The sequence below is a fragment of the Ruminococcus sp. Marseille-P6503 genome, from assembly GCF_900604945.1.
Lineage (GTDB): Bacteria > Bacillota > Clostridia > Oscillospirales > Ruminococcaceae > FB2012.
Map to the genome: position 1 here is coordinate 884,722 of NZ_UWPB01000001.1, position 20,112 is coordinate 904,833.

Consider the following 20,112-nt stretch of genomic DNA (forward strand, 5'->3'; position numbering starts at 1 on the left):
TTCAAATACGTTAGGGAAAATGCAGACGTAATTGCTTTATAATCTTTCTGAGTATTCTCTTATTAGTTCTGGAAAAACTTAATCCATAAAATTGATCTTTTCCAGCAGCCAAACTATAGCTTTTTTTGAACCGCTGATCGTTTTAGCCTCAACCATCATTCCGTTTTTAACTTCTCTAATATTCCCTTCACTGTTTTTTAGTGAAAGTGCAGATAAATCAGCTTGAGCAATATAAAATTTAGTTCCAGAGGATTCGTCAACTATGGAATCGGCTGAAATTGAAGTTATTTCACCCGTTATTTTGCCATATTCGTTGTATGGAATAGCATCAAAAACATATTCCGTTTTCTGTCCTATCTCAATCTTTGATATTTCGTTTTCAGGTATATATAACATTACCTTAAGTTCTTCTCCCGTAGGAATTACACTGCAAAGCTGACTGCCTGCCTGAACAACGTCCCCGGGATTAAGCTCGTTCACGAGCGTTACCGTTCCATCAAAAGTCGCTGTGACTTCCGAATTTTTAATCGTCGTATTAACCTCTATCAGCTGTGATTCAACTGATGTAATATTTTCGTTAATCGAATCAATTTCTGAATTTAATGTAATAACCGCCTCATTCTTGAGTTTTTCTCCGGATAATTTCTCATACTCCTTTAGATCTTCTACTCCCTCCAGCGATAATTCCAAGCTTTTCTTATTGCTTTCCAATGTTTTTATTTCATCTTTTAGAGTGCTGATTTGCGTCTGAAGCTGCGTAATAAATGAGTTTTTCAAAACATCTGCATCGATCTTCGCGCTCTCATACGCATACCTTGCCTCGTTGACTGAAGCTTCCGTAATAATCGTACTGCTGTTTTGCCGCATAAATTTGCTGTACAAGTCCTGATATTCAGAATATCTAGCATTATATTCATCTGCCAAAGAAACATATTCCGCTATATATTGCTCATAACTGTTCTGCAAATTACTGTCATTGGCATTAAATTCATATCCTTGCTCTACTGCGTTTTTTAATTCCTTATAACTATTTAAAGCAGCTTGTAATTCGCTGTTTCCGCTATCTGAAATAAGCTGATTTTCAATAAGAAGAATTTGAGAACGAACATCGGATAAATATGCGGACTGATATGAAATCATATTTGAATAAGCTGTTTCTGACTTCTGTTTTACAGTTTCTACTTCAACAGAAGTGATTGTTTCTTGTGCAAACTGTTCAGTATACTGCTTTGAAAGATTTTCATAGGAATCTTTGTATTGTTTGCATATAAATAATGCTTTTTCGTAATTTGCATTATATTCAGCATAGCTTGATTTAATTAATTCGTCTGAGCCGGAATATTCCGAATTGTTTTTTACGCACGTCAACAGATCGCTGTATTCTAAAAGCTGTTTTTGTTTAGCTGTTAAGCTGGCCTCTGTAGAGGTAAGATTATTTTCCTTTTCTTCCGCGGTCAAACTGTTATTAAGCTGAGAAGCGTCAATTTCCCTCGCCGTCAGCGAAACGCCGTTTTTATATTGCTCGTAACGATAATAATATTTAGAATCGGAATTATTGTTTTTAAAATAGTTTACATCATCTTCAATGCACTTTTTTAAAAGCTCTGTATTGGTAAGATCTGAATGATAGCTGTTTAATTTCTCTTCCAAAATGCTTTTTTGTTCTGCTGCATAATCAGAATCAAGAACAAAAAGTATGTCTCCGGTCTTTACATTCTGACCTTCGTCTATGCATATCTCTTTTATTTTACAATTAGACGGAGACATTACAGAGCTTGACGCTTTTTGAGTTTTAATTTCTCCTGTTGCCTTTGTGTATTCATCAATTTCAAAAAAACAAGCAAATATAACCGCTGCTGCAATTATAATAATAAGGATATAAATAAACCAGCGTATTTTGGGAGATTCCTTGCTTTCCATAACCTCTCGGCTGTCAGTGATATCATTTATATCAATTACAATTCCTTTCAAAATACTCACCTCTTACATCATTGGGTTTACAAAAACAGGATAGGCGAGATGCGGTATTTGTTCCTGTTCTTCTTCCATAGTTTTTTCTTCAGGAGCGCTCTCTGTTTTATCCGGAAGCTGATCCTTCCAAAGACTATAATATCTGCCTTTCTTTTCGATCAGTTCCTGATGCGTACCTTGTTCTATAAATTTACCTTGCTCCATAACAAATATTTTATCACATCTCATTATGGTGCTGAGCCTGTGGGCGATAATTATTGTAGTAATGTTTTTGGAAAGATTATTTATTGTTTTTTCAATGGCTTTTTCAGTTATGGAATCAAGATTACTTGTAGCTTCATCCATTATCAGTATATCAGGTTTTTTAAGCAGCGCTCTTGCAATCGCAAGCCTCTGCTTCTGACCGCCGGAAAGATTTGCTCCGTTTTCTTCAAGCATTGTTTCATATCTGAGCGGCAGCTTATTGATAAACTCGTCTGCTTTACTCAGCTTACAGGCTTCAATTATATCCTCAAGCGTCGCGTCTTCGTTTCCAAGCTCCAGATTTTCACGGATCGTTCCGCTGAAAAGAAAAATATCCTGCGAAATATATGCGATTCTGTTTCTCAACGATTCAAGATTAATATCCTTTAAATTATAATCGCCGATAAATATTTCTCCTTTTTCCCAAGGATAAAAATTCATAAGCAGTTTTGAAAGAGTTGTTTTGCCTGAACCGCTTTCTCCAACCAGAGCAATTTTTTCTCCTGCTCCTATCGACATATTTATGTTTTCCAGCACAAGCTTTCTTGTGCCGTATCTGAAATCCAGATTTTCTATTTTGATTGGATAGTTCAGAGATTGAGGAGAAAGCTTTCTGCTCTCGTCAGCTGTCTTTTCAAGTTCCAAATCGAGAATTTCACTTAACCGTTCTGCCGCTACGATAGCGGTCTGCATTGTTGGCTGAAGGTTAATGAGATTTTTTACCGGATCAAGGAAATACGCTAAAAGGGCGTTAAACGTCAGCAAACTTCCTAATGTCATATTTCCGTTAAGCACACTTACAACACCTGCCCAAAGAATGACAGTTCCTCCGATAGCTGAAACGGCTCCGGTCAAAGTCTGTTGAGCATTGGTGATCATACCGCCTTTGAAAACGCTTTTAAGAAGCTTAACAAAAAGCCTGTCAGTTTTAGCCTGCGCTTTATCTTCGGCATGGAAAGCCTTAACTGTTTCAATGCCGTTCAGAGTTTCAACAAGGTATGATGTAACCTGTGAGTTATCCTCCATTTGTTTTTCATTGATTTTCTTGACAGGCTTATTGAATGCAAAGACAATCACACCATACAATATTATTACAATAACGGCTATTCCGAACAGCAGATGATTCTGAGTAAACAGAACGATACCTCCGACAACCGCCATAAGAGTATCAATCATAATTGAAAGCGTTGCACTTGAAATAGCGTCCCTTATTTTTGAAGCGTCCATAAATCTTGATACGATTTCTCCGACCTTTCTTGTTCCGAAAAAGTTCATCGGCAAACCGAGAACGTGCTGATAGTACCCCAGAATCAATGGTATGTCAAGTTTTTGACTGAGATATAGCATAAGATGATTTCTGAATGCTTCAAGTATTGCTTTGAAGATATATAACACGATAACTCCTATTGAAAGGGTTATCAGGGTTTTTCTAAGTGAATTAGGAACTATATCGTCCATGATAAACCGGAAATAGAACGATGCCAATATTCCGAATACAGTTATAATAAGAGAAGAAAGAAAAATATTGAGCAGAAGTCTTTTCTGCGGAAACATAAGACTAAAAAATCTTGACAGAACGCCTTTGTTTTCATTTCCTTTCTGAAACTTTGAAGTTGGAACAAGAAGAATAAGGACTCCTGTCCAAATTTTAAAAAATTCTTCGGGAGTATATTTTACAATGCCCTTTCCCGGATCGGCAATTATTATTTGTTTTTTTGTTATTTTATGTATCACCACATAGTGAAGCAGACTTCCGTCTACAACTACATGAGCTATTGCAGGAAGCGGAAACTCGGTAAAGAAAGCCTCTTTATCTCCCTTCACGCCTTTGGCTGAAAAGCCCAGCTGCTCGGCAGCCTTTATCATTCCATAGGCATTGGTGCCTTGCTTATCTGTTCCGGCGACTTCTCTGATTTTTGATATTGAAAGATTCAGTCCGTATTGCTTTGATATTGTTGCAAGGCAGGCTGCTCCGCAGTCGGTTATGTCGTGTTGTTTTACGCAGTAGTATTTCATTTGTTCACTTCCTAAAATAACTTTTAATATTTTCACTAATAAATGTGCACTTCTGAATGATTTATATAGACTTCAAAAGTGCACATTTTATTAGTTTTTAATGTTTATGTGTCAGTGAAGAATTGAATATATAAATCTTCCGATATATTCACCGTTTGTAAATGCTAAATTAGATAAGAGTAACGTAATAAAAGCACTTAAAAACAATTTTGCAATAGGATAATTAGAAATGATTGCTGAAACTTTTTCAAACATTTTGTCCTCACTTTATTAGCTTTTATTGTATAATATATCAGCAGTTACATAAATGTTTGCAGATATTTTAACGAGTAATATATTTGACTGTAAACACAACAATTGTACCTATTATCATTAAAATTAACGTTTCTGCTGATATTTCAATAATTTTAAATACTTTTAATAATATTATTACAGCCAATGCTATTACAGCTAGAATTCTTGCTATTTTATAAATGTCCTCAAATTTAATCATAAGAATATTCCTTTAATAGTTTTTCCAACTGCTGTACCTACTGTTACGCCAATAACAATAAGACCTGCACCTTTCGTGTACTATATGATTTTCAGCTTTAATAGCCTTTTTCTTATGTTATTTTAATTTCTACGAAAAAAAGCAAAGTACACGCTTAATCCTGTAAAAAGCATTGTTAAAACTAATGTTTCAATACTGATGTTGTTGTATTTATGCATCATATAAACTTGATCGATACAACAAATAATCAATATGATTGAAAGTATAGCAAAAATAATTTTTGAGCAAAATTTTGGCGAAACCATATATATTCTCCTTGAAGTAAAGCCATTTTTCATAACATTTTCCATATTGCTCTATAATTATACACTCGAATTTTTATTATGTGTGTAATTTTTCGTAAATGGTCGTTTTATATCCCTAAATGGTTATAAGTTTAAAAAAGACATTTTACCATCTTTGATAACATTAATCATCCTTTATTTTTTACTTTTAATAATGTGAATCACATAAACAACTATATATATTGCATTCAAAATTAGGACGATTAAACAAAATATTTTTGAAATTTGACTATCAGAAAGAAATAAAAATGCTATTATCAATAAGAAAAAAAACGTTTTTTCTAGTATTTCCCAAATATCAAAATTTTTCATTTGTTAAATCGACTCCTTAATTTTACATAAAAAAATATGTAATGATTTATTTTTATATAATATCCACAACTTAAGGAAATAGTTAGAATTGCAAGAAATAACGCAAGATAGAATTATATATGCAAAATCCTTAAGTTGTGGACAGTAATTTTTTATAGGTAAGTTACTGCTTAGTATACAATACCTGCTATAATTGTAACAGCTCCAGAGTATATTTTTGCTGCACCTTTGACTTTATTGCCGCCATACACATTGAGTCCTCCCCAAATAACAGATACAGCACCTGAGCCTATCATCAACCAGTTTACACCACCGTCAATTAATTCTAAATTTGATATAGATAATTCTCTAAACATAATAAAATCACCTTAACCTTTAATTCCCTTTCCTAACAAAACTAGTCCTCCTGTGTAAAATGCACCAAAACCTGCTGGACCACCTATAATTCCGCCTATTGGTGCACCAATACCCATTGATAAAGCACCACCAAGTAGAAGAACAAATCTTGCAGCATCTCTAGTGCCGCCGTCAACCTCGTTCTTTTCATCTTCTGAAAGCTCTGCAAAGCCATTCTTCATAACACTTTCCATTGTTATGTACCTCCTTGTAATTTTTAAATTTTTCTATATCAAAGCTTATCGTCATATCGTGCACTATATGATGATAAGCTGAGATAGCTGCTGTTAAATACTCAAAACAATATAAGCAAGCTGATAATAACTCCCACTACCGCAATAATTATAGCAAACTTTTTAGAAATTTCTCTATTAATTAATACAGATATCAACGAAACTAAAGCTTTAAACCCATCAAAAGCAACAATCGGCAATAGATTAAACGCTCCTAAACAAAATGACAATATACTGGTTATCATCAAAAATTTATTTAGAATTCGGGAAAAACTTTGTGGAACTTCAAGATTGTCCATATAGTTATATGGGTTTTTCGTTTCAATTGTTTCAGATACAACACTGCTCTCATCTGAAAACAACTCTTTAACAGACTCTGTGATTAGTGTTATGTATTTACCAAATGTTCGCACAGAACCTTCGAATTTATTTTTAAAGCTGTTGTCAAATTCAAGATCAAGTACTGTATTATCACAATAAAAAGAAACTGTTTCCTTTTCATATTCAGAATTAAGAAAAGTAATAGTATTTTCAGTATTAGGAACAAGTAATTCCTCTACATCATCAATATTAAATACTCTCTCATTATTGATATTTCTTATTATATCTCCCTGTGTAATTGTAGTATTTTCAAGCTGAACATCATTAACTGTGTTTATTTTTAATCCTTCCAAATTACCAAGCGAACAAACCATAAGTGTAAATGCAAGAAAAAAATTCATAATAGGACCGCCAAGAATAACCGCTATCTTGCGTAAATAAAAACCTCTTATATTTTCAGAAGGAGTATGTTCTTGAATAAATTCCTTGAAAGTACACATTCCACCAAATGGAATAAGTTTGATAGAATATTTCGTTCCGTTATTTTCTTTAACAATGAGTTTTGGACCTATTCCTATCTGAAATTCTTCGCAAGAAAATTTTACTATTTTGCTTATAAGAAAATGCCCACCTTCATGAAATAACATGATTAAATAAAATCCTAAAAAAAGAAAAACTATTTCTATAATATCATTCATATCTGGTTTCCCATTATTGTAATTTACAATACCTTTCTTATATAATAATATATTTTTCTATATCCATTCTATCATAATTTCGCGTACTTTTCAATATATCAATACAAATTTTTCCATCGATACTGTTTAGAGTTGAACAAACATCTGTTGATATGAACTTGAAATGGATAGTAATTCAAATGCGATTTGTGTTAGATATTTATTTAAAGCCCCGATTTCTATATTGAAATCGGAGCTTAGACGTACTGAACTATATGTACAGCCTCATTAATTCTATGCCTTTGCTAAGATGAACTGAGAATTAGAATGCCCAATCAAGAACTTTCTTAGTTCCCCATGCTGCAGCACCTGAGATAACGCCTTTAGCAACGGCCTTTCCTACGAAAATGAGAACTGGAACCCAAGCAACTCCACCATCAACCTCGTTCATTTCATTTGCAGAAAGCTCTGCAAAGCCATTCTTCATAACACTTTCCATTGTTATGTACCTCCTTGTAATTTTTAAATTTTTCTATATCAAAGCTAATTGTCATATCGTGCACTATATGATTTTAAGCTTAGATAGCTTTTTTTATTATATCACATACTTTAAATACTTGTATTCAATTTTATCCAATGGTCACTTAATAGCCGTGAACGGTCATAATTCTTACATGACTAAGTAAATTTAAAGGATGTTATCACAAACACCAACATACATATCAACGATTAAGTTGTCAATATCGTTTTGATTCGCTGGCTCCTGAACTGTAACGTTATAACCCGCTGTTATCGGCATAAGTTTATGACTGTTTATGTACTGCATAAGTTCGTTTACACTATTCTGAAGCAGTGCAGGATTGCCCTTATGCCTGATTTTCACAGCGTTATTAAGCCGAAACAACGGTTTGAATTTAAATTCAGAATTTGTAGTTATTTTTTTATCTACAGGGATCAATACCTCAATATCCATGACTGAATGTCCGAATTCATCTTCAACTGCATATGTTGCGGTAACAGTCGGTCCGGTCCTGCAGGCATTGTTTTCCTGAATCAGATTTTCAAAGCTTCGCATAACCTCTTCCATCTTCTGCTGAGTTACCTTCCCTCGAAATGAAACTACATTTTTCATTTCAAGCGTGTTGTTTTCGGTAATTGTCATTTCAGATTTTCCTCTCTTTCTTTTACAAGTCTTTTCAAAGCTTCAGGCTCCTCCGGCTGATGGCATATGAAAAAACAGGTCTTATTGGAAAACCAAAAGGATAATGCCATTGCCAAAGACGCTGTTAAGCTTCCGTACCTGACCATAAATTTTTTAAACTTTTTCATAAATAAACCTCCAGTAATCTTAAGATTTGTTTTTATCATAACAAATTTTTAAATGTTCGTGCATATTTTGTTGTGAATGGTATTTTTATGTCCCTTAACGGTAATTTTTCTCTATGATTTTATTTTTTGCGCTGCCTAATAATTGTAAAATCATAACGGTTAAAAATATAAAATCAATCAAGACGCACAATCTTTTGCAATTTAACAGCATTAATATTAAAAAAATTAAAATAATAAACGCGGAAAGTTTAACATAGGAAAGCCTTTGCTTTAGCTTTTGTTTTTTATCTAATTTCTTATGCCAGCTGTCTACGGGAGTAAGAGATCCTACGGAAATTAATAAAATCACAAAGATAATTGCTGTTATACTGTTTTCTAATTTTAAAATACTTGATATAAAAATTGCTGTAATATAAATTAAGATTGATATAACAAAACACACTGCACCGCTTTCAGCGTGAAAACCTCCGGCAATACTTCTTAAAGGAATCATAATAAATAGAAATATTACGCTTTCAATTACCTTACTCCAAATCAGCCCTATGATAATTGTAATTATTATATTGAAACCCATTTCGATTAGTCCTGTCATACAATAACTATATAATTCATAGTCGCATTCTTTCAAAATATTGTTTTTTATAAGCCATTTTACAATACTATTGCTTAATTTTTCAAACATAAAATACCACCGCTCTATGTTATTATCATAAAGCAATGGTATCATATGGAAAAATATAAATGGTTTTAAACGTAATGAACGGTTTGTTAACGTCCCTGAATGGTTACTCGTCCAGTAACGGCAAAACGACAGTCGCTTCAAATTTTGACTCCTTACGTTCTACGGTGAAACTGCCTCCGTATTTTTCCGCAATTCTATTAACGTTGCCCAAACCGTATCCGTGCCTTACTTTGTCTGGTTTGTCACTCTTTAATTTATCCATGGTGTTCTTACCCTCTGCTGAATTTAAAATATTCAATACAAGGGCTGTATCCGCGGTAAAAATATTCACTTCAATGTATCTGTCATCTAAATTACGCACCTTCTTACACGCTTCAATTGCATTATCCAATAAATTGCCCAAAGCAACGCTCAAGTCATATCTCTCAATATTTATTTTGCTTTTATCTATCTTGATATCTGTTTTGAATTTTATCATATTTGCCTCAGCCGTATTAAAAGCGTTACTTACAAGAGCGTCAACGACAAGATACCCCGTGTTGACCTTTTTATATGATTCCTTTACGTTATCTATGGCTTTATCAATATAGTCTATAGCTTCTTTATAATTCTGCTGAACTGCACATTCACGCAAATAAACCAGATGCTTATTTGTGTCATGAATAATACTGCTTATGCTTTTAAAAGACATTGATGTCTGTTCATACTTTTTCTCCTGAAACATAAACTGTGTTTCCATTTGTATTTGTTTTTCCCTAATCTCATTAGCTTGTATAATATTATTCAGCAAATAGTATACGATAAAATTAATAATAAGTATTCCTAATATTGCTGTATTAGTTGTAAAACCTGAATTTACAATGGTTCCCTTTGATTCGATTGTGACTGCAACGATAATAAATATACTTAACAAGGGGATAATTATCAAACAAAGATAGTCTTTTACGTTGGCTCTTACCGTTCCTTTCTTCATAATTAAAAGAACGATTATTACCATAATAAATTTTATAAGTTTAGACAGCATTACCGTATATAAATATACGTCCTCAGAAAAGGACTTTGATGTCACCAGCATATTCATAAAAGTGATGATACTGTTAGCTGCCACTTCTGAAAGCATCGAAAACACCTGAAGCGAAATTGCAGCAAATATTTTTGCTATCATCTTTGATTTATACATTAATGTAAAAACAAAATATTCAATCAAACCCAGAAGCACAAAAAACGTCCATGTCATTTCCGGTATCCTTACAAACCAGAACACAACTCCTAAAACAATATATATGAAATAGCAAATCGGCTTTGCGGCCCAGTCCTGAAATTTCTTTAAAACGATCTCTAAAAATATCATCGCAATAACAACGTCGAATACAGAAGCGGCTATCGTAAAAATCAGCTGCATTAATTCACTCATTATTTTTTATACCTCACTACCATGTACTTTGAAAAAGCGTCTTTTACTTCCGGAAGCTTTCTCCGACTGATTTCCACTGTTTTTCCGTTAGTCAATTCCACCAGATTTGCGTTAAACTTTTTTATATATTTCATATTCACTAAAACTGATCTATGAACGCTTATAAAGAATTGGTCCTTCAATTTTGCTTCCATTTCAGCAATTTTCCCTTTTATTTCAAATTCTTCTGTCATAGTCGTAACAAGCAGATCTGATTTTGTCGTTACGCTTTTTATAGTTTCAAAACAAACAATTTCGTCTAAATATAAAAGAATTTCGCCTTTTTTTAAGCTTACCACCGCAATATTTGTTTGTATCTCATTTATGTATCCTATAATTTTTTGAAACTTTTCTTTAAACAGCTGATATGAAAGAGGCTTTGTTAAATACTGAGAAGCCTGCACATCAAAGCTATCCTGCATATATTCAGGATAACTGGTAATAAAGATAATTAAAACATTTCTGTCGGGTATTTCACGAATTTTCTGAGCAGTTTTGATTCCGTTTAATTCAGGCATTTCTACATCAAGAAATAGGATATCGTATTTTACCGTTTTTCTGTTATAAACCTGTATCAGATTTTTTCCGCTGGAATATCTGTCAATCATAAATTCAATTCCTGTTTCAAAAGAAAAACGCGTAATATATTCCTTGATTCTTTTTATTTCTGATAACTCGTCATCACATACAGCAATTTTCAATAGCATTATGATTCTCCTTATTTGCATTTTACCTAACTATTTTAGCACATATTTGATTTTAATTCAACCATTGTAATTACCATTCAAGGCTTTAAAATTATCTTTCATTCTGTCGTTATTAATAATTGCCATTCGAATATATCAATGATGTCGGACAAGTAGACAAGGCTGTTACCGACAGAACTATCGCGCTTGACGAACTGAAAGCGGCAATAGCGGAAGCTGAATTAATAAGCGGAGAAAACTACACCGAGGACAGCTATGCGGAACTGACAACAGCTTTGACAGCGGCAAAGGAGCTGCCGGAGGATTCTCTGAAAAGGCAGATATCGAAGCCGCTAAAACAGCGCTTGAAACGGCTGTTGCGGGCCTGGTTGAAAAGACGGACGATTCCTCGTCAGAGCCTTCATCAGAATCAACTCCTGATTCAGAATCAACACCAGATTCCGAAAGCTCGTCCGATTCAGACACCGATTCGTCATCAAAAACAGACGATGAATCAAGCTCAAATATCGATGATTCGTCAAACGACATCACGTCAAAGACGGATTCCGCAGGCTCCGACAGTAAGGCGGGAACAACAGGAATTGCCAACAACTCAGGAGCCGGCGGAACGTCCAATCCCAACACCGGGGCAGCTTCGGCTGCGGCAGCAGGAATAATCTTATTGTCAGCAATCGGCGTTATCGCCTCAAGAAAGAAGTAACCTCCTTTGCATCTTTATGGCTTTTTTCACTGCTTCCGACTTGACTTTAACGCTGAAATCAAAAACAAGGGTACAGTTATCTGTGCCCTTCAGCTTGCAACTCGCAGGTGGAATCTTTCCCTTATTTCAACACCCTCAAATTTGTCATGGGGGCAAGACCTTTGCTGATAAGAATTTCATTGCATTTAGAAACCGTAATTTGCTTATTGAAAGCACAGGAATCCAGAAAAAGCTGATAGAGCCAATTCTCCTGCGTATGCTTGCATAAGCATATACCTGCAAGGTCAAGAAGATACTTGCTCTGAATCGGTAAAAGCCTTAACGCAACGCTGATTGCGACAAGATAATTTTTCTGCTGATTTCTGTTGTCGTGCAGATATTCGGAAAGCGTGCTTTTATCTATTCCGGTCATTTCATAAAGTCTTGCACCGATAATTCCTTTTTTCTTCATAAGAAACCGCAGATATGTTCCGACGGTATCTTCCTCTTTTTTAGAGAAACTGTATTCATTGAGAATATCGTCAACACAATCACTGGTAAACACCTTGATACGGTTTGCAAAATCGTCAATCTGATAGATTTCCCTATCGTCTATTTTCTTTTTTCTCAGCACAGGATTGTGCTGAATTTTTTTATAGCTGATTTGAAATCTTTCTCACTCAGAAGCTGCCAGTTTGCCGGAATCAGATTATCACGATAAAAAGTATATTTTCCATTTGAAACAGCCGTTCTCACTTTAGTGTTGTTGAGATAAATATCCACAAACTCCTCAATGGTAAAACTGTGTACATCATCGTTTTCAGACGAATCGTTTATGATGAAAAATCCGTCTGCTCTTTCCGAGCCGATCGGCTCGACAATTGTTCCGAGTTTTGTTTTCGTAATTTTTGCATAGGCTGTATTTTCTGGCTGCGTAGAATTCTTAAGTACCGCCGCATGGTTTATGACCGTCCGTTTTCCCTGATATGTAACAATAACCGTCATGTCTTTTTCCTCAATTCTTTCGGCAGGAATCATTACCGCATTAGTCTGTCCCAAGTCCATGTAAATACCTCCATTTTTCAGCATTGTTTCACAATAATTTTTTCCAATTATATCGCAAAAATAACCATTATTCAATGTATTTTACGAAATCTGATTTTTTGGTATATATTATAGAGGAGTACATAAAAAAGGCATTTCGCACAGCTCATAATTCCTGCAAACCGCAGGGAAATCAGGTAATCAAATAAACCACGTCCGTCAGGACGGATTCAATTTTAGCAAGCAAGGTATTACCGCATTACATTTTTCAAAGGTAATTGCAGTAATACACGCTTGTTAGGGACACCCTAAGACCCATAAAAAATTAAAAACACGGAGGTTTTCTATGGATAAGAATAGGCGTGAACATTACGTTCAGATACGCTTAAATGATGAGGAACAATCACTGCTTGAAAACAAGTATAAGCAAAGCAGATTCAAATCAAAAAGCCAGTTTATAAGGACGATGATTCTGGAAGGCGTGGTAGTCAGAATCGATGATAAAAAAATGCAAAACACAGTAAGGCAGATTTCAGGCATTGCAGCGAACATCAATCAGATAGCTGTAAGGGTAAATTCCACGGGCAGTATCTATGCCGACGATGTGACGGAAATCCAAAAGGATATAAATGAATTATGGCGGCAACTAAGATTATTTCAATCCGATTTACAGAAGCTAACGCAATAGCGTATATTGCCAATCCAGAAAAGACCGATAACGGTCGGTTGGTTTATACGTTCGGCTGCCGAAAAAATCCCTATGAAGCAAGCAGGGATTTTGAGCAGGTAAGGTCAACGGGAACAGGCAGAAATCAGATACTTTCTCACCATTTCATGCAGAGTTTTTCGCCGGGGGAAATTACTCCTGAAAAGGCTTTACAAGTTGGCATAGAATTATGCAGAAAATTTTTAAATGACGAATATCAGTATTACCTTGCCGTACATACAGATAAAGACCATATTCATTTGCATTGTATTTTCAATAACGTGAACATGGTGGACGGACTTACTTTTGAAACCCATGCAGACCAAGGAGATAAGCGTCATCGCAAGTGGGTAAACCTCAGAAACCTGTCAGATGAAATCTGTAAAAAGCATAAACTTTCAGTAATTGAAAATCCCGAAATGGGCAAGGGCAAATCGTACTTTGAGTGGGATATGAATCGTCAGAATCTTTCATGGAAAGCCAAGCTGAAATTTGCTATAGATCAGGTGATAAAAGAGAGCGAAGATTTTGATGATTTTCTGCTGAAATGCAAGGCTCATAATATCGAAGTAGTCTATAATCCCGAACACGTTATCGACCTGAAATTCAGGCTTGCAGGACAGCAGAGATTTACGAGAGCAAGAACGCTCGGCTGGTACTATGAAAGCAAGCAAATTCCACGCAGAATCGCTATGTACAAGGGAGTAATGAATTACACTCCGAAAACAAATATTATCCGCACCGATACTGAGAAAATGCAAGGTTCATACGGCTTGCGGAAATGGGAGGATTTGCAGAACATGAAAGAGGCGTCAAGGGTAATCAATATCCTAACCAAATATGGCGTTGAGAATAACGTTCACCTTGAAAATACGGCGCTTGCGGATTATGCGAGAATGGGTGCGTTATCCGAAAATCTGAACTCGCTGAATACGCAGATTGAGGACTTGTCCGTAAAGATTAAAACTGCCCGAAAAGTACAGAAACTAAAGCCGATTATAGACGAATTAAAGGCGCTTTCCGGACGAAGAAAAGACAAGCTTGAGTGTGAACATAAAGCTGAATTTTTGGCGTATCATAATGCGGTCAAGCAGCTAAAAGAATGGTTTCCCGACGGACGTTTCCCAAGTCCCGAAAATCTGGACAAAAAAAGAAACGCCCTGATACAAGAGCGTTCCGAGAAAAACGAGGAATATAAGACATTGAAAGCTGCCGTTTCTGAACTGAATTACGCACGTCAGGCTCTTTCGGATTATCTCAGAAATGAGCGTAATGCGCAGGAGCAAAAACGGAGAAAAGAAGATTTGGAATAGCGACGCCTACAATAATTTTATTGTTCCTTATTTCCGGTCTTTTTTATAAACATAAAAGTAGTTATGATAACAAGCAGAAGCAAAATATGTAAAACTGTGTGATATATATCCGGAATATATTTCCCCTCAATTTTAATCCATTGTACGGTTTCTGAAAAGTATTTTATTTTTCCTTCTAAGCTTCCCATAATTCCGCCATTAAAAATAGTGTACCATTCATGACACAAAAACTGAATTACAAACCATATGGAAGTCCATACGGCAACTATCCATTTTCCAATTTTATCTTTTATAATAAATAATATTATTGTTATAAGATAAATCAGAAAAAACAATCCATCTTCCTTGTAAGATTGTGTAACTAAGCACTTGTCTCCAAAATAAATGCCTATCATGTCAAGAAAAAACCATACCAAAAGTATTATTTGAAATGCAATGCAAGTTTTTTTCATCCTTACTCTTCCTTTATAATTTATCAAACCATTAACTATGATTTTTCCTGTATTCCTCTAAAGCCGTCTGAATCAGCTTATTCACGCTCAAATTCTGAGATTTTGCATAGGCTTTCAGTTTATCGCGCTGTCCCTTTGGAACGTAAAAACTAATGAAATCGTAATTTTCTTTTGTGTGCTTTGCATTTGCGGCAACCTTACGCTTGCTTTCCTGTTTTTTCTGACAGTTTTTGCAGCACTTCTGAGAGCCGCTCGTGACCGTATAAGGCTGATTGCAAATCGGACAAATCTGCTCGCTTCCGACCGCTATGGACAATCCTGCCGCTTTCTTTTCTTTATATGCCTTGTTACGCAGAACTTGTGCTTTGTCGCGGCAGTAAACGCAGTACTTTGCTCTGTTGGATTGGGATTGAAATTTTGTACCGCAAATCTGACAAGTGTGTGTGAACAAGCGTACCCCTCCCGTTTTGTATTACACATATTGTAGCACAATCGCACTATTATGTCAATCATAATTGTTTTGTGCGTTTTGCACCGGAGAAACAGCCAAAATTATTGCGCTGTGAACAAACTTTATAATAAGAAAAAATTATACTTGACAATAACATTATACGGTAGTATAATAAACACATGAAAAAAACAAATCAATTGAAAGGAGCAGTCCAAAATGAAAAAGCTGATTACATCGCTTGCGATAATCGCTTTGGTATCAAATATTAGCCTTGATGTTCGTGCCGCTGAAATACTTGACAGGGACTACATAGAATCCGAAATATGGGAGGAAATGTGGCTCGGTAAGGACGATGACGGAACGGAATTTCCCGAAGCTTCGTACAAACGTCATCTGCTTGACGAGTGGCTGAACGAGAATTACGGCTCTGACGATTATGATTGGACAGCTATCGGCGAACTGAAATATCAGTACAAAGACTATTACAACAGTCTGACGGAAAATTGGAATTTCAATGATGAAAACGGCAAGTGGACGATTGAAACTGAGGATAAAACCTACAGCTTTATGCTGACCAATAACGCTTGGCAGATGATTGACCAAAACGGCAATGCCATTGATTCATTTCCGATATTCAGTACATTGGAAGAGGAAGAAAAACCGAACGATTCCCCGATAAATGACAACGGCGAATCGGGAAACAGAGTTATAGGCAGTGTGGATAACCGAACGGAAACGTATTCTGACAGCCTTGACGATGATGAGAGTAACTGAACCAATGTCAATAAAGTGGACAAGAAAAATCAGAAAAAATCGAATTCAGCTTGAATAGGAGTCAAGCCGTTATTATGAGAATGAGGTCTTACCGAATTGTAAAAACCGTTAATGTACTGAAAAAGAGCAAGGTATAAATCCTCAAGAGAAGAATAAGTCTTACGGTTAACCTCTTCCTTTTTCAAGTATTTGAAAAAGCATTCCATAACAGCATTATCATAAGGATGCCCCTTTGCCGAAAAGGACTGAATCATGTTCAGATCGTCCAGATGTCTGCGAAATTCAGAGGATGTGAATTGGCTCCCTCTGTCCGTGTGGAATATTATACCTATGGATTTGCCTCTTGCGGCAACAGCCGCATTAACGGTATCTATCGCAAGTTTAGTATCAATTTTATTTGATAATTTGTATGCAATCACCTTCCTTGAAAACAGATCGAGAATCACGCATAAGTAATAAAATCTTCCCGCTGCTCTTATGTACGTAAAGTCGCATACCCACGCCTTGTTCGGAGCAGATTGATTGAAATTTTGAGACAAAATATTTTTGCATTCTCCATCGGAATCCGATTTTGCTTTGTGCTTAAATGGCTTAACAGCGCTCATTTTGGGTAAGTTCATACTCTTCATCAGACGGTACGCTCTGCCGGCGCTGATGTTTATGCGATAATCACGCTGAAGACAAATTTTCATTTTTTCAGCGCCAAAACGCTTTTTAGTTCTTGTATAAAGCTCAAGAATACATTTGCGTATATGGCGGTTTTCCTTTTCGCGGTTGCTTTCATGATGACTTATGTATTTGTAGTAAGTACTTCGGTTTACACCGAGAACACGGCAAAGCGTTGTGATTTTGTGTTCACCGGAAAGCAGCTTAACGGCTTTTAATCTTTGTCTGAGTGAGGCGTGAATATCGCAATGGCTTTTTTTAATATCAGATTTTCCTCCTCAAGCTGTGCGTTTCGTTTCTGAAGCTCCTTGATTTGCTTGGAGGTAAGAATAGTGTTATCGTCCATTTTGACCTCTGAATACTTCTTTATCCAGTTGGCTAAGGCGCTGTGCGATATTCCGTATTCCTGACTTATCTGAGAATAGGTTTTCCCTGATTGATATAAATTTACGATTGTTTGCTTGAATTCCTCTGTGTACTTCGGTTTGCTTTTTCCTGACATTTTTTATTCCTCCTACTTGTCTTTTATTTTGATGTTTTTATTATATCTTACTTGTCCACTTTTTTAGTATATATCCACTACAAATACATAAATCACCGTGAAAGCAACCGCGAAAAGGAAAACCGCCATATACGCAAATGTATTCTTGAGCTTTATACAAGAACTAAAAAGCGTTTTGGCGCTGAAAAAATGAAAATTTGTCTTCAGCGTGATTATCGCATAAACATCAGCGCCGGCAGAGCGTACCGTCTGATGAAGAGTATGAACCTGCCTAAAATGAGCACTGTTAAGCCATTTAAGCACAAATCAAAATCGGTTTCCAATGGAGAATGCAAAAATATTTTGTCTCAAAATTTCAATCAATCTGCTCCGAACAAGGCGTGGGTATGCGACTTTACGTACATAAGAGCAGCGGGAAGATTTTATTATTTATGCGTAATTCTCGATCTGTTTTCAAGGAAGGTGATCGCATACAAATTATCAAATAAAATTGATACTAAACTTGCGATAGATACCGTTAATTCGGCTGTTGCCGCAAGAGGCAAATCCATAGGTATAATATTCCACACGGACAAAGGGAGCCAATTCACATCCTCTGAATTTCGCAGACATCTGGACAATCTGAACATGATTCAGTCCTTTTCGGCAAAGGGGCATCCTTATGATAATGCTGTTATGGAATGCTTTTTCAAATACTTGAAAAAGGAAGAGGTTAATCGTAAGGCTTATTCTTCTCTTGAGGATTTAAACCTTGCTCTTTTTCAATACATTAACGGTTTTTACAATTCGGTAAGACCTCATTCTCATAATAACGGCTTGACTCCTATTCAAGCTGAATCCAATTTTTTCTGATTTTTCTTGTCCACTTTATTGACATTGGTTCATCGATCAGCAAGACCTTTTTCCCAAGCTCCGCAAGACCGGCTCCTAAATTAAACGCCGTAGTTGTTTTTGCAACACCGCCTTTCTGATTGCATATGGCTATTACCTTTGACATCTTTCTCCCTCCTTTCATTTTGACATTAAAAAAGCCGACTATTCTGAGAATAATCGGCTATGTACTGGTATATATATCAAAGATTTTCCGGTAAACATCCTTAAAAGCTTTCGTCATAAAATCGGCGTTTTGCACTAAATTATACAGTATAACTTATGCATATTTACAAACAACGCTTATATATTTGCACATTTAACTCCAGCCAAAACAGGCAGTAAAAAAGCCCGTAAACGCTTTGTTTACAGACTTTTTCTTGGCTCCCCAAGTTGGACTCGAAGCAACTTGGGATTTGACTCAAAATAATTACATATTTACATAATGTTACTGTAAATATTAATATCATGAAGATACTTAGATTGCAGTTTGATTGCATTTTTTTTAGGCTTCATATCAACTTTCACATAGACATTAGCTGTAGTTTCTATGTTTTTATGTCCGAGCAGCTTAGATACAACGTCAATATCTACTCCGGCTGAGAGCAAATCGGTTGCGTAATTATGACGAAGCTTATGAAACAAGATATTACAATGATTTAAATTGTTATCTTTGAGAATATCTTTAAGGTTGTCATATAAGGTTTTGTAATTGGTAAGTTTTCCTTGGGCATTTGGAAAGACAAGATTCAAGTTTGAATTAAGCTCTATTTTATCTTTCCATTTTTGATTTTCGGGCAAATCACGGAATTCAAGCCAACTTCGTAACAACACAATAACTTGTTCAGAAACAGGTATATCTCTGATACTAGTAGCTGTTTTGGTACTTGACAGCATCACTCCCCTTTTAGCAATTTCGCCTCCGGGCAGTTCAATATAGTTATCAACAACTGAGCGTTGAATATGAATGATTTTCTCTGTAAAATCTATATCAGTCCAGAACAGCCCAAGCAACTCCCCTATCCTCATTCCAGTCAAAAACAGCACAGGAACTATAACGTTTAGCTTGGGGTATTTTGGAAGTATTTTGAATAAAGCTTTTAAATCCTCTTTCGATACAAGGCGATCTTTTGCTTCTGGAATATTTCCTTTTGGGCGTTTAAAATCATAGTCAAAAGGATTTATAGTTATATATCCTTTCAGCAATGCCTTTTTAAATACAGCTTTAACAAGTGAATAAATAGATTTTATGTATTTATCACTATAGAGGCTGCCATTGTTTTTGAAACGTATAAAAGAGAAAAATCTGTTAAGTCTGACATCGTTGATATCTTCAATGAAAATATCTTCAAAATATTCAAAGATTCGCTTAGCAATTTTTTTCTCCCACGCAGCTGTGCGTAAACTCTTATATGAGTTTTTGCGTTCTTCTAAAACAAGTTCTAATACTTCATTAAATTTGTGCTTGTGTTTCATAG

General features: G+C 35.5%; 24 protein-coding genes. 5 read left to right on the forward strand and 19 right to left on the reverse strand.

Annotation, left to right across the window (positions count from 1 at the left end; all coding sequences use genetic code 11):
* Positions 1–78 precede the first annotated feature (78 nt).
* From EIH25_RS04120 to EIH25_RS04165, 12 genes are all read right to left on the reverse strand, one after another.
* Positions 79–1,971 (reverse strand): HlyD family efflux transporter periplasmic adaptor subunit, encoded by a 1,893-nt coding sequence (locus EIH25_RS04120; protein ID WP_124098834.1) that lies wholly within the window; start codon positions 1,969–1,971, stop codon positions 79–81.
* 12 nt (positions 1,972–1,983) lie between these two features.
* On the reverse strand, positions 1,984–4,230 hold the full coding sequence (locus tag EIH25_RS04125) for a peptidase domain-containing ABC transporter (protein ID WP_124098836.1): 2,247 nt from the start codon (positions 4,228–4,230) through the stop codon (positions 1,984–1,986).
* Positions 4,231–4,552: 322 nt separating this feature from the next.
* A complete protein-coding gene (locus EIH25_RS12375) occupies positions 4,553–4,723 on the reverse strand; it encodes a hypothetical protein (RefSeq protein WP_164489149.1) in 171 nt (56 codons plus the stop codon).
* An 826-nt stretch (positions 4,724–5,549) separates the two neighbouring features.
* On the reverse strand, positions 5,550–5,735 hold the full coding sequence (locus EIH25_RS04130) for a hypothetical protein (protein WP_124098838.1): 186 nt from the start codon (positions 5,733–5,735) through the stop codon (positions 5,550–5,552).
* 12 nt (positions 5,736–5,747) lie between these two features.
* Complete coding sequence (locus EIH25_RS04135; RefSeq protein WP_124098840.1) at positions 5,748–5,969, reverse strand: hypothetical protein; 222 nt, start codon at positions 5,967–5,969, stop codon at positions 5,748–5,750.
* 101 nt (positions 5,970–6,070) lie between these two features.
* A complete protein-coding gene (locus EIH25_RS04140) occupies positions 6,071–7,027 on the reverse strand; it encodes a site-2 protease family protein (protein WP_124098842.1) in 957 nt (318 codons plus the stop codon).
* A gap of 301 nt (positions 7,028–7,328) precedes the next feature.
* Positions 7,329–7,505, reverse strand: a complete 177-nt coding sequence (locus tag EIH25_RS12380) for a hypothetical protein (RefSeq protein ID WP_164489150.1) — start codon at positions 7,503–7,505, stop codon at positions 7,329–7,331.
* Between the two features lie 189 nt (positions 7,506–7,694).
* Positions 7,695–8,168 (reverse strand): DUF5085 family protein, encoded by a 474-nt coding sequence (locus EIH25_RS04145; RefSeq protein WP_124098844.1) that lies wholly within the window; start codon positions 8,166–8,168, stop codon positions 7,695–7,697.
* Positions 8,165–8,335, reverse strand: a complete 171-nt coding sequence (locus EIH25_RS04150) for a cyclic lactone autoinducer peptide (protein ID WP_164489151.1) — start codon at positions 8,333–8,335, stop codon at positions 8,165–8,167. Before EIH25_RS04150 ends, EIH25_RS04145 begins: the two co-directional genes overlap by 4 nt.
* A gap of 94 nt (positions 8,336–8,429) precedes the next feature.
* Positions 8,430–9,017: an accessory gene regulator B family protein gene (locus tag EIH25_RS04155; protein ID WP_164489152.1), complete on the reverse strand. Its 588-nt coding sequence runs from the start codon at positions 9,015–9,017 to the stop codon at positions 8,430–8,432.
* A gap of 103 nt (positions 9,018–9,120) precedes the next feature.
* Complete coding sequence (locus EIH25_RS04160) at positions 9,121–10,254, reverse strand: sensor histidine kinase (RefSeq protein WP_164489153.1); 1,134 nt, start codon at positions 10,252–10,254, stop codon at positions 9,121–9,123.
* A 176-nt stretch (positions 10,255–10,430) separates the two neighbouring features.
* Positions 10,431–11,171: a LytTR family DNA-binding domain-containing protein gene (locus EIH25_RS04165; RefSeq protein ID WP_206425683.1), complete on the reverse strand. Its 741-nt coding sequence runs from the start codon at positions 11,169–11,171 to the stop codon at positions 10,431–10,433.
* Between the two features lie 125 nt (positions 11,172–11,296).
* On the opposite strand from EIH25_RS04165, the gene EIH25_RS04170 reads away from it, so the two are divergent.
* The gene (locus tag EIH25_RS04170) at positions 11,297–11,833 is read left to right on the forward strand and encodes a hypothetical protein (protein ID WP_124098854.1); all 537 of its coding nucleotides are present in this window, start codon (positions 11,297–11,299) and stop codon (positions 11,831–11,833) included.
* Positions 11,834–11,998: 165 nt separating this feature from the next.
* Here EIH25_RS04170 and EIH25_RS04175 read toward each other — a convergent pair whose 3' ends face one another.
* Complete coding sequence (locus EIH25_RS04175) at positions 11,999–12,490, reverse strand: helix-turn-helix transcriptional regulator (protein WP_124098856.1); 492 nt, start codon at positions 12,488–12,490, stop codon at positions 11,999–12,001.
* On the reverse strand, positions 12,484–12,921 hold the full coding sequence (locus EIH25_RS04180; RefSeq protein ID WP_124098858.1) for a hypothetical protein: 438 nt from the start codon (positions 12,919–12,921) through the stop codon (positions 12,484–12,486). Before EIH25_RS04180 ends, EIH25_RS04175 begins: the two co-directional genes overlap by 7 nt.
* Before the next feature lie 325 nt (positions 12,922–13,246).
* On the opposite strand from EIH25_RS04180, the gene mobC reads away from it, so the two are divergent.
* Together mobC and EIH25_RS04190 are read left to right on the forward strand one after the other, a co-directional pair.
* Positions 13,247–13,588: a plasmid mobilization relaxosome protein MobC gene (gene mobC / locus EIH25_RS04185; RefSeq protein WP_124098860.1), complete on the forward strand. Its 342-nt coding sequence runs from the start codon at positions 13,247–13,249 to the stop codon at positions 13,586–13,588.
* A complete protein-coding gene (locus EIH25_RS04190) occupies positions 13,537–14,919 on the forward strand; it encodes a relaxase/mobilization nuclease domain-containing protein (RefSeq protein WP_124098862.1) in 1,383 nt (460 codons plus the stop codon). The genes mobC and EIH25_RS04190 overlap by 52 nt, the downstream gene beginning before the upstream one ends.
* Positions 14,920–14,936: 17 nt before the next feature.
* Here the strand turns inward: EIH25_RS04190 and EIH25_RS04195 are convergent, their stop codons facing one another.
* Together EIH25_RS04195 and EIH25_RS04200 are read right to left on the reverse strand one after the other, a co-directional pair.
* Positions 14,937–15,371, reverse strand: a complete 435-nt coding sequence (locus EIH25_RS04195; RefSeq protein ID WP_124098864.1) for a hypothetical protein — start codon at positions 15,369–15,371, stop codon at positions 14,937–14,939.
* A 31-nt stretch (positions 15,372–15,402) separates the two neighbouring features.
* A complete protein-coding gene (locus tag EIH25_RS04200; protein ID WP_124098866.1) occupies positions 15,403–15,822 on the reverse strand; it encodes a hypothetical protein in 420 nt (139 codons plus the stop codon).
* Positions 15,823–16,038: 216 nt separating this feature from the next.
* Between EIH25_RS04200 and EIH25_RS04205 the strand changes: the two genes are divergently transcribed.
* Positions 16,039–16,596 carry a hypothetical protein gene (locus tag EIH25_RS04205; RefSeq protein ID WP_124098868.1) on the forward strand — a complete coding sequence of 186 codons (558 nt, stop codon included), beginning with the start codon at positions 16,039–16,041 and terminating at the stop codon, positions 16,594–16,596.
* 29 nt (positions 16,597–16,625) lie between these two features.
* On the opposite strand, the gene EIH25_RS04210 is transcribed toward EIH25_RS04205, so the two are convergent.
* Positions 16,626–17,764 (reverse strand): IS3 family transposase gene (locus EIH25_RS04210; RefSeq protein WP_124098870.1). Its coding sequence is split into 2 segments (ribosomal slippage): positions 16,626–17,512 and positions 17,512–17,764, totalling 1,140 coding nucleotides; the frame shifts between segments, so codons are not numbered across the junction.
* 51 nt (positions 17,765–17,815) lie between these two features.
* On the opposite strand from EIH25_RS04210, the gene EIH25_RS04215 reads away from it, so the two are divergent.
* The gene (locus tag EIH25_RS04215; RefSeq protein WP_164489155.1) at positions 17,816–18,616 is read left to right on the forward strand and encodes an IS3 family transposase; all 801 of its coding nucleotides are present in this window, start codon (positions 17,816–17,818) and stop codon (positions 18,614–18,616) included.
* Here the strand turns inward: EIH25_RS04215 and EIH25_RS04220 are convergent.
* Both EIH25_RS04220 and EIH25_RS04225 read right to left on the reverse strand, forming a co-directional pair.
* A complete protein-coding gene (locus EIH25_RS04220) occupies positions 18,588–18,761 on the reverse strand; it encodes a ParA family protein (protein ID WP_124098874.1) in 174 nt (57 codons plus the stop codon). The two genes, EIH25_RS04215 and EIH25_RS04220, sit on opposite strands and share 29 nt — an antisense overlap.
* Positions 18,762–19,072: 311 nt before the next feature.
* Positions 19,073–20,110 (reverse strand): site-specific integrase, encoded by a 1,038-nt coding sequence (locus EIH25_RS04225; RefSeq protein WP_124098876.1) that lies wholly within the window; start codon positions 20,108–20,110, stop codon positions 19,073–19,075.
* Positions 20,111–20,112 lie beyond the last annotated feature (2 nt).